Source organism: Polyangium sp. 6x1 (genome assembly GCF_029946515.1).
Taxonomy (GTDB): domain Bacteria; phylum Myxococcota_A; class Polyangia; order Polyangiales; family Polyangiaceae; genus Polyangium.
This window is the reverse complement of record NZ_JARZHH010000044.1, coordinates 89,600-99,399: the sequence shown is the minus strand read 5'-3', so window position 1 is coordinate 99,399 and position 9,800 is coordinate 89,600. Positions and strand designations below refer to the sequence as shown.

Annotated in this window: 7 protein-coding genes and 1 rRNA gene; 4 read left to right on the top strand and 4 right to left on the bottom strand. The window is 68.6% G+C overall.

The window, feature by feature from the left end; genetic code table 11:
• Window positions 1–125: ribosomal RNA gene (locus QHF85_RS32820) — 16S ribosomal RNA — on the bottom strand; the annotation flags it as partial.
• A 727-nt stretch (window positions 126–852) separates the two neighbouring features.
• On the opposite strand from QHF85_RS32820, the gene QHF85_RS32815 reads away from it, so the two are divergent.
• Window positions 853–1,986 carry a trypsin-like peptidase domain-containing protein gene (locus QHF85_RS32815; protein WP_281331334.1) on the top strand — a complete coding sequence of 378 codons (1,134 nt, stop codon included), beginning with the start codon at window positions 853–855 and terminating at the stop codon, window positions 1,984–1,986.
• A 90-nt stretch (window positions 1,987–2,076) separates the two neighbouring features.
• Here QHF85_RS32815 and QHF85_RS32810 read toward each other — a convergent pair whose 3' ends face one another.
• Both QHF85_RS32810 and QHF85_RS32805 read right to left on the bottom strand, forming a co-directional pair.
• Window positions 2,077–3,186, bottom strand: coding sequence for a POTRA domain-containing protein (locus tag QHF85_RS32810; protein ID WP_281331333.1), 1,110 nt, complete (start codon window positions 3,184–3,186; stop codon window positions 2,077–2,079).
• Window positions 3,183–3,770 (bottom strand): SurA N-terminal domain-containing protein, encoded by a 588-nt coding sequence (locus QHF85_RS32805; RefSeq protein ID WP_281331332.1) that lies wholly within the window; start codon window positions 3,768–3,770, stop codon window positions 3,183–3,185. Before QHF85_RS32805 ends, QHF85_RS32810 begins: the two co-directional genes overlap by 4 nt.
• Before the next feature lie 31 nt (window positions 3,771–3,801).
• Between QHF85_RS32805 and QHF85_RS32800 the strand changes: the two genes are divergently transcribed.
• The 3 genes from QHF85_RS32800 to QHF85_RS32790 all read left to right on the top strand — a co-directional run bounded on the left by QHF85_RS32800 (window position 3,802) and on the right by QHF85_RS32790 (window position 8,076).
• On the top strand, window positions 3,802–4,572 hold the full coding sequence (locus QHF85_RS32800; RefSeq protein WP_281331331.1) for a fumarylacetoacetate hydrolase family protein: 771 nt from the start codon (window positions 3,802–3,804) through the stop codon (window positions 4,570–4,572).
• 70 nt (window positions 4,573–4,642) lie between these two features.
• On the top strand, window positions 4,643–5,800 hold the full coding sequence (locus QHF85_RS32795) for an SUMF1/EgtB/PvdO family nonheme iron enzyme (protein WP_281331330.1): 1,158 nt from the start codon (window positions 4,643–4,645) through the stop codon (window positions 5,798–5,800).
• A 176-nt stretch (window positions 5,801–5,976) separates the two neighbouring features.
• Window positions 5,977–8,076: an ATP-binding protein gene (locus tag QHF85_RS32790; RefSeq protein ID WP_281331329.1), complete on the top strand. Its 2,100-nt coding sequence runs from the start codon at window positions 5,977–5,979 to the stop codon at window positions 8,074–8,076.
• Here QHF85_RS32790 and QHF85_RS32785 read toward each other — a convergent pair.
• On the bottom strand, window positions 8,073–9,794 hold the full coding sequence (locus QHF85_RS32785) for a hypothetical protein (RefSeq protein WP_281331328.1): 1,722 nt from the start codon (window positions 9,792–9,794) through the stop codon (window positions 8,073–8,075). The two genes, QHF85_RS32790 and QHF85_RS32785, sit on opposite strands and share 4 nt — an antisense overlap.
• Window positions 9,795–9,800 lie beyond the last annotated feature (6 nt).

Sequence of the window (9,800 nt, the reverse complement as noted above, 5' to 3'; positions counted from 1 at the left end):
AGGTTACCTACGTGTTACTCACCCGTGCGCCGCTTTACCGGGGCCGAAGCCCTTTCTCGCACGACTTGCATGTGTTAGGCGCGCCGCTAACGTTCGTTCTGAGCCAGGATCAAACTCTCCAGTTAAACTTGCTGGAGGTCACCTCGGTCCGGCTAAAGACCGGGCGACGGCTCATGCCTTATTGGCATGACGTGTTGCCTGAACCGTGCTTGCGCAGGTTCGAGGCGAGGGCCACGTCACCACACGTTATTGCGTGTTGCGTACAATCCAGTTTTCAAGGACCGAGCCGAAGGCTTTCGGCAGACAGTTCTGCCATTCCTTCGTTCTGTCATCTCGCCGTTCGTCCAGGTCGCTTTCGCGACGCCGTTCCTTGCGGCGAGGTCGGTTGTTTTAGAGCGTCTCGTTCGCCCTGTCAACCTTTTTTTTGCTTCGGCTACGCTGGATCTTCCATCCAGCTTTGCTTCGGCGACCCCTCTCGCTCGGTTTCGCTCACCTTATCGGCTTGCGATTTTCCTCGCGATCCAGCGCCTTCAGGGTTTGCCCTCCAGCGCGTCGGGGAGGCGGACTTTACTTACTGCGTTCCGCCTGTCAAGCACCCCGTTTCTTTTTTTTTCGTCCTGCCGTTCTCTCTAAGGAGGGACCGGCTGAGACGTTTGGCCCGGGGAGCCTGCCCCGTCTCGCCCTGGATCCGTCGTCCCGGGCGCGTCGGGGAGGCGGAACATACTCCCCCCCTCATGCCTGTCAAGGAAATCGTCCGGACGACCTTCAATCCCTGCTGCTCGGTTGCCCGCCACACCGGGCAGAGCCAGGATCTCGACCTCCCGCTCACCTCATCGCTTCCGCGAAGACCGCATGAAAACCGCATCCAAAGCCCTCGGAATCCTGCTCCTCGTCGCCTTTGTCTTCGGGATCGGTTTCTTCGTCGGGCGCTCGCGTCAGAGCCCGCCGCCTCCTCCTTACGAGCTCGGACCGCCCGCCGAACCCGCGCCTCCACAGCTTCCCATCCCCGAGGAGCTCACGGGCGACGAGCGCCGCGACATCGACGTCTTCCGCCGCGCTTCCTCGTCCGTCGTGTTCATCACGAGCATCGCCGTGCAGCGCAACCTCTTCTCCTTCGACGTCATGCAGATCCCGCAGGGCACCGGCACCGGCTTCGTCTGGGATGACGCCGGGCACGTCGTCACGAACTTCCACGTGATCCAGCAAGGCGACCGCTTCTCCGTGACGCTCGCCGATCAGTCGGAGTGGGACGCGAAGGTCGTCGGCACGGCGCCCGAAAAGGACCTCGCCGTTCTCCAGATCGAAGCGCCCAAGCAAAAGCTCGCTCCCCTGCCCGTCGGCAAGTCACGCGATCTGCTCGTCGGTCAGCGCGTCCTCGCCGTCGGCAACCCCTTCGGCCTCGATCACTCGCTCACCGTCGGTGTCGTCAGCGCGCTCGGCCGCGAGCTCACCTCGCCGATCGGTCGAAAGATCCGCGACGTCATCCAGACGGACGCGGCCATCAACCCCGGAAACTCCGGCGGCCCGCTGCTCGACTCGAGCGGCCGCCTCATCGGCGTGAACACCGCGATCTACAGCCCGAGCGGCGCGTCCTCGGGCATCGGCTTCGCGATCCCCGTCGACACGGTGGCCCGGCTCATCCCCCAGCTCATCGAGAAGGGCCGCGCTTCGGTCGCCGGGATCGGCGTGCAGGTGAGCCCGACGCTGGATCGCGCTGCGCGGCGCGCCGGGATCGAAGGCGTCGTCATCTACGACGTGGCCGAGGGCTCGCCCGCAGAGAAGGCCGGGCTCGAAGGCGTACGCGTGACCCGTGGCAAGCGCGTGGTGCTCGGCGACGTGATCGTGGCGATCGACGGCAAGCGCGTGCGCACGAACGAGGAGCTGCTCGACGCGTTCGATCACGTCGGGCCAGGCCGCCAGGTGAAGCTCTCCGTGATCCGAGAAGGAAAGGAGCGGGACGTGTCGGTGGAGGTCGTCGCGATGTGAGGAGCGATCAAGCCGAGGCGCGACGGCGTCGGCGACGAGGAGGCCGAGGAGGCCGAGCCATGAGGGCGCCAGAGGTCCACTGCGTCATCGCTAACGCCGCTGCTCGATCCGGACCTTCACGTCGACGGTCCCACGCGCCGCGTCGAGCTCGACCGAGGGGTTCACGTCGACGACGCTGCCGCGTGTCTCGTGGAAGGCGCGGATCCGCTCGATGTCCGTGGCGACGACCGTGCGCGAGAAGATCGCGCCCGACTTGAGGGTCCAGAAGTCGCGCTCGTAGGTCTTCACCGGGCCGATGAGGTCGCCCTCGAACGTGACCTTTCCGAGCCGAAACACCGGGCCCTCGGTCACGCGGAGGACGATCTCCACGGCGGCGCCGCCGTCGGACTCGATGATCTCGGGCTCTGCGACCGTCGTCGTGAGCCGACCCTTGTCGTAGCCGTCGGCCTGGAGCACGAGGACGTCTCGTTCGAGCGCTGGACGCTCGAGGGGCTTGCCCGCGGCCGTTCGCATCGCGGCGGAGAGCTCGCGCGCGCGCTCGGACGAAGGCCCCTCGAAGCGCACGGCGCGCACGATCGCGCGGGGCCCGGGCGCGGCTCGAAGGACGAGGGCCACGCCTCCATCACGCGGTGTCATCTCGAAGTCGACCGTGGCGTGCAGGTAGCCCGCGTCCTGCATCTCGCGGGTCGCGTCGGACGTCATGACACGGACGATCGCGGGATCGGCGACCTCGGGTCGTTCGAGCACCACGCCGGCCGGAAGAGCGCCCGAGGGATCCGCGCCCTGGATCTCGAAGGAGACGATGGGGGGCCGCATCCGCACCGCGTAGACGAGCACCGTGCGCGGGCCTTCTTCGCGAAAGACGATCAGGTCCTCGACGCGGCCGTCCGCGTAGAGCGCGCGGACGTCGTCGTCGACGCGTTGCTCGTCGAGTGATCTTCCGATCCCATGTTTCACGCGAGCGCAGAGCTCCGGAGGCACACGGGCGCCGTGGATCTCGATCCGCGCGATCTGATCGGCGGGCACGCTCTCGCGCGTCTCCGCGCAGACGAGTACGGGCTCCTGCGCGCGAGCAGGCTCGCTCTTCGCGCGTTCGACGCGGGCCGGCGTCGCCGCACGCGCCCCCTCGCCCGCGCCACCGCATGCTGGCGTGCCCAGAACGACGAGCGCCGCGAGGACCAAACCGGCGCGCGTGATCACAGCCTCACCTCGACGTACACCCCGCGCCGCATCTCGTCGATCATCGCGCGCGTCGCCTCCTGCATTTGCGCGTTGCTCATCTCCCCGCTCGTCTTCTCCTTCCCCTTCCCCGCGAGGTACACACGCAGGCATTTGAAGGAGAGGAGCTGGCTGTGGACCTCGTCCCGGTAGTCGGCCTCGGAGAAGCCGGCCGTGCGGGCCTCGGCGAGCAGCGCTTCCCGCGAGAGGTGGTTCGCCTGAGCGATCGAGTCGAGCGCGGTGTCGATCTCGCTCGCCGTCACGACGATCGAAGCCATCCGCGCGCGCCGCGCGATCAGCCGCCCGTCGATGAGCTGGTCCATGACCTCCCGGTACATGCGCGCTTCCGCGACGGGCCGGGTCGCCTCGTCGAGCGAGGCGAGCTTCAGCAGATGCGGCGCGGCGCGGCGGCGCAGCTCGACGAGCGTGATCACCTCGCGATCCACGACAGCGACGATCCGATCGACCACGACACGACGGACGGGCTCGGCCTGGACGGGCGTCGATCCCGAGAGCGCCACACCGAACACGAGGACGAGCGCAGAGGTGATCCGGGCGAGCGACATCACCTGCCATGCTACGCTCGACGGAGACACGATGACCACGTTTGCACGCATCGATCGAGGCCAAGGACGCGCGGCCTTCGCGCGTCTCGACGGGGACGGGCTCCGCTTGCTCGCAGGCGCGCCCTGGGAGCGAGCATCCGAGACGGGAGAAGAGGTGCCGCTCGCCGGCGCGCGCCTGCTCGCGCCGGTCACGCCCACCAAGATCGTGTGTGTGGGTCGGAATTACCGCGCGCACGCCGCCGAGCTCGGCAACGACGTCCCGGCCGAGCCGCTCCTCTTCTTCAAGCCGCCCTCGTCGATCGTCGCCGCGGACGAGGGGATCGAGCTGCCCGAGGAGAGCAGCCGCGTCGATCACGAGGCCGAGCTCGGCGTGGTGATCGGCGCGCGCTGCCGTCGCGTCTCGGCGGAGCGCGCGCTCGACTTCGTCTTCGGGTACACGTGCGTCGACGACGTCACGGCGCGCGATCTGCAGAAAAAGGACGGCCAGTGGACGCGGGCGAAGGGCTTCGACACCTTCTGCCCCACGGGCCCGCTCCTCGTCACGGGGCTCGACCCGAGCGCGCTCGCCGTGCGTTGCCGCGTGAACGGGGAGATCCGGCAGGACGGCAGCACGCGCGACATGATCTTCTCGGTCGCAGAGCTCATCGCGTACATCAGCGGCATCATGACGCTCGAGCCCGGGGACCTGATCGCGACCGGGACGCCGCACGGCGTGGGCCCCATCGCGGCCGGCGACATCGTGGAGGTCGAGGTCGAGGGCGTGGGCACTTTACGAAATCCGGTCCGCGCACGGCGAAGCTAGGCGCAGAACCGGCCGCCGCTCTCTTGGCCACGCGGCGGAGGCGTGGACACAATGAGCGCCGCGATCCGCGATGCCCCTCGATCCTCCCCGCCCCGACTCCGTGCCGCCGCTCGCCTCGACGCTCGTCGAGGTCCCGAGAGCGCCGCGCCCCGGACGGCGCGTGCAGGGCGAGGCGACGCTCGTGCTCCTCGCGCTCGGGACCGCCGCGACGCTCGTCCTCTCCGTCACCCTCCCTCCCGAGCGACGCCTCGAAGCGCGCCGGCTCGCCACGCTCGTCCCCGCGCCTCCGCCGCCCCGCACGCTCGCCCCGGACGATCTCGACCAGGAGCCCGAGACCCTCGACGAGCAACGCGCGCGCCTGCTCGACCGCATGCGGACCGGCCTTCGTTTGTCCGAAACGCAGATAGACGCCGTACGGACCCTCTTCGACGCCTCGCCCGTGCTCGGCCAGGGCAACCCTGCGATCTCGCGCCACCCGATGTCGCGCTCGGAGTGCCGGCGCGTCCGCCTCGAGGCCGGGGTCACGGAGGCGAACGTGCCCGCGTGCGGAGCGCCTTCCATGGTGCCGCTCTACGACCCTTCGTCCGGCCAAACCGAGCAAGACGCGCGGGTTTGCATCGACCAGCTCGAATTCCCGAACCTGCCGTGTGAATACCCGGTCGTGCACGTGCGCGCGAGCGAGGCGGCGGCGCTCTGCCGGGCCGTCGGCAAGCGCATCTGCGACACGCACGAATGGGAGGGCGCCTGCGCGGGCGCGGTCCGGACGCCGGAGGCCGAGTACGAATGGGGTCGGCCGCGCGCCGAGGCGACCTGGTACCACAACTACAAACGCGAAAAAGTCTGGGCCTACGGCGCCGCGAAGAACCACGCGCTCTGCGGCACGTCGAGCAGCCGCACCCCCGGTTGTCCGGGCGGCGGCTACGATCAGTGCGGTTCGAACACCTATCCCGCCGGCGCTTTCCCGGCTTGCAGGAGCCCGCTCGGCGTCTTCGACATGCACGGCAATGCCGCCGAGCACATGAACCTGCCCACGTTGCCCGAGGAGCTCGCCGCGAGCGGCGGGCTCGGCTTCACCGAAATGAAGGGGAGCTGGTTCGTGTTCGCCTCGATCGAGGCGCACGAGGACGATTGCCGCTGGCGCGCGCCGAGCTGGCACGAGACGCGCCTCGGCAGCGAGAACAGCCACGCGAATTACCACCTCGGTTTCCGCTGCTGCAAGGACCTCTGAAAAGCCGACAGCCTGCCGAACGAAGAATCTCCCGAATCGCGGCATTCCACTCCGATCCGATCCGGATCGCCCGCCTCGAGCGTCGACGTGGCGCAGGGCCCGCTCCCGAGTACACTCGACGGCACAGGGAACGGGACCGTTCCGAGGGATCCCTCGGCGCCGCCTGATCGGTTCAATTGCCGCCTCACAGGAAATTCGCTCTTGCAGCCGAGACGCCCGGGCGCGCGCGCGCCGAGCACACGCATCTGCGCATCCTGGCGAAAGCGGCAAGTCGGCTGGTCCTCTGCGACGAGCCGGCGGAGCTGCTCGAGTCGCTCTTCGAGGAGCTGGCGAACGATCTCGGCGTCGAGCTTTACTTCAATTACATGCTCGGCGACGCGCCGGACACCCTCCTCCTCGAGTCGGCCGGGGGGATCTCGTCCGAGGACAAGCTCCGATATCGGAAAATCGTGTTCGGCCAGTACATGTGCGGGACCGTCGCCGCGACCCGAAAACCCCTCATCGCCTTCGACCTCCAGCGCTCGAACCTCTGCAGCGGGACGGAGTTGAAAAAATCCGGCGTGCAGTCGTATGCGGGATATCCGCTCATGTCGCACGGCCGGCTGCTCGGCACGTTGGCGTTCGCCAGCACGAAGCGCCCGCGCCTCCGCGCCGACGAGCTCCAGCTCATGCAGCTGCTCAGCGATCAGGTCGCGGCGGTGCTCGAACGCAATCGCCTTGTCCGGAGCCTGCGGAGGAGCGAGGAGGCCACGCAGCGACACCTCGCGCTCCTGCAAAACGTCTATTCCACCGCCCCGGTGGGCCTCTGCTTTCTCGACCGGGACCTCCGGTACGTGCACGTCAACGAGACGCTCGCGCGCATCACGGGCAGGCCCGTCTCGGAGCACCTCGGACGCACGCTCGGCGACTTCATTCCGGACGCCACGCCGTTCAAGGAGCTCTGCCAGCGGGTCCTCGAATCGGGGCAGGCCGTCACGAATTGCGAGCTCCGCCATGCGCGGCCCGAGGGGGATCGGCATTGGCTGGTCAGCGTCCACCCCGTGCGGGACGAGGCGTCGACGATGCTCGGCATCAACGTGGTGGTGCAGGAGGTCACGGACCGAAAGCGGGCCGAGCAAGCCCTCCGCGAGAGCGAGCAGGCCCTCCGGGAGGCCGATCGCCGCAAGGACGAGTTCCTCGTGATGCTCGCCCACGAATTGCGCAATCCCCTCGCGCCGATTCGGACGGCCATTCAGGTGCTCGACATCACGGGGAGCGAGGCGCCGCACGCCGTCCGCACGCGCGAGATGATCCAGCGCCAGGTGGCGCACATGGCCCGGATGATCGACGACCTGCTCGACGTGTCGCGCGTGGCCCACGGCAAGATCGAGCTGCGCAAGGAGCCCTGCAACCTCGCGCGGATCGTCCGCCAGGTGGCCGACGATTACGGACCGGCCTTCCATGGCAATGGCATCGAGCTCCTGGTCTCCTTGCCGGACGAGCCCATCTGGGCGCTCGGCGATCCCACGCGATTGGCGCAGGTCATCGGCAACCTCCTGCACAACGCGCTCAAATTCACGGACGCGGGCGGGCAGGTGCTCGCTTGCCTCGTGACGGATCCGGCGACGAACAGCGCGACGATCGTGGTGCAGGATTCGGGGATCGGCATGGAGCCCTCGATGATCCCGCGCGTGTTCGAGACCTTCAGCCAGGCCGACAGCAGCCTCGATCGAAAGCGCGGCGGCCTCGGCCTCGGCCTCTCCCTGGTGCGGAGCTTGATCACGCTGCACGGCGGATCCGTCGAGGCGCACAGCGAAGGGCCGGGCCGTGGATCGACCTTCCACGTGCACCTGCCGCTCTCGTCCGCGCCGCCGGGTTTCATGGGACAATCGGTGCCCGCCCGGCTCGTCGCTCCTCCGCGGGAGGAGGCCTTGCGGGTCCTCGTCGTCGAGGACAACCGCGACACGGCGGACATCCTCAAGGAATTGCTCGTCCTCCTCGGCTATCGCGCCGAGGTCGCGTACACCGGCCCTTCGGGGCTCGACGCTGGCCGCAGGCTCGCGCCGGACGTCGTGCTCTGCGACCTCGGTTTGCCGGGGATGGACGGGTATGCGCTGGCGCGGGCGCTCCGGGCCGATCCGGCGACGGCGCGGGCGTACCTCATCGCGCAAACGGGATACGGCCACGCGGAGGATCGCCGCCGCGCGCGGGAAGCAGGCTTCGATCTGCACATGACGAAGCCAATCGACCCGACCGAGCTCGAGCGCGTCTTGTCCGCGGTCGCGACGCGCGCTTAGAACGTCCGCAATCCAATCGTAAAACCCGGCCAGCCGAGCACGGGGCTCGGGTCCGTCGGGTCCACGCTGGAGCTGTCGTACGGAGCGAGCAGGGCATCTTCCAGCGAACGCGCATTGACGAGGGTGTAACTCGGTCCCGCGAACACGCCGAGACGCGCGCCGATCTCCAGGGCGCCGACGACACGCGCCTGCGCGAGGAACGCGGTGGTCGAGAGGTTCGACGTCTCGTGCAGCGAATAGCCGAGGAGGTCGACGTCGACGGAGAACCGCTTCGAGACGTTCACGTGACCGCCGAGGCCCAAGCTGAGCACGAGGCGCCGCTCGGAGCCCACGACACGCGTACCGATGCCGTAGATGTTGTGGATGTAATCGCCGCCGTGCTCGATCCCGGCCATCACGATGCCCGTCTCCTGCCCCCAGAGATCGATGTGCAGGCGGCCGCGACGGACGATGTTGAGCAGGCCAAACGACAACGAGGATCGGTCCGCGTAATTGACGACCCCCAACTGCACGCCTTTCACCGGGCCCGTGGCCACGTTGACGACGCCGAGCTGGACGCCCGAAACCGCTCCCGCCGCGATGTTCAACGCGCCGAGCTGCGCGCCGACCACGTCGCCGGCGATGTCGAGGGCGCCCATCTGCACGCCGAAGACCGGACCCGCGGCGATGTCGATGCCGCCGATCTGCACGCCCCGCAGCGAGGTGGCGAGATTCAATCCGCCTGCCGCTTGCACGCCGCGCACGGGGCCGGCCACGATGTTCGCGACGGTGGTGAGCTGCACGCCGCAGGCGAATTCGCGCTCGATGTTCAACCCCAAGCCGACTTCGAGGCCGTCGAGGCCCGCGGCATACCCGGCGAACAAGTTCGCCGACACATTGTGCACGACGTTCGCTCCTCGGCTCGTCGACGTACCAAGCCAAAAAAGCACGTTCGCGCCGGCAAAGAACTGCGTGGCGTCGCGACGCCAGCAAGGCGCGAGCTCTTCGAGCGAAGGCGTCCGCGTGGGCGTCTCCGGAGGCCCGACCGCGGGCGCGGGAGGCGATGCCGACGCTGCCTTTTGCGGCGCGGGGGCGTTTTTGGGCGGCGCTGCCTTTGCGGGTGGTTCCTGCGCCGGAGGCTCGCTTTTCTCCACGACGGGAGGAGGCTCGGGCTCGACGGGCGCTTCCCTCGGCACCTCACTCGGAGCTTCATTCGGCGCGGCCGCGGGTTTGTCCTCGGGCCGTTTGCCAAGCAACACCGCGAGCTCGGCGGCCTCGTCACGTGCGAGGTTCCCCGCCAGCAACGCCAGCGTATCCGCCGCGCGCTCGGGGTCGTCCGGGAGATCGATCGTGCGGCCGACGATCGATCCCTCGCCATCGGCGTGGTACGTCAGCGTCACGCGCCGCCCGCCCTCGCCGCGCAACACGAACGAAGCCTTCCCGGCGGGCGCCGCGCCCGAAAGCACGACGGACTTGCCAATCTCGCGGCCGATCGCCGCGCGCACGACCTCCGGATCGACATCCCAGGGCAAACCTTCCACGACGAGGACGACCGCGCTCGCCGCCGGCTCCTCGGCGAGCGCCGCGCCGGTGACCGTCGAAATGGCGAGCGGGCCCGCGGCGAGCAAGGAGACGCGGAGCGCGAGGAGAATGGCGCGCGAGGCCCTCGAGGCGGCGTCGTTTCGGTTCATCGCGGACTTCGTGCCCGGAGGCGGCTCGTTCGTTCTTTCAGCACGCACGATTCG

What these genes read in the sequence shown, in the direction of transcription:
- QHF85_RS32815 (WP_281331334.1), top strand. Translation starts at nt 853, where the DNA reads ATGAAAACCGCATCCAAAGCCCTCGGAATCCTGCTCCTCGTCGCCTTT.
- QHF85_RS32805 (WP_281331332.1), bottom strand. Translation starts at nt 3,770, where the DNA reads ATGTCGCTCGCCCGGATCACCTCTGCGCTCGTCCTCGTGTTCGGTGTG.
- QHF85_RS32800 (WP_281331331.1), top strand. Translation starts at nt 3,802, where the DNA reads ATGACCACGTTTGCACGCATCGATCGAGGCCAAGGACGCGCGGCCTTC.
- QHF85_RS32795 (WP_281331330.1), top strand. Translation starts at nt 4,643, where the DNA reads ATGCCCCTCGATCCTCCCCGCCCCGACTCCGTGCCGCCGCTCGCCTCG.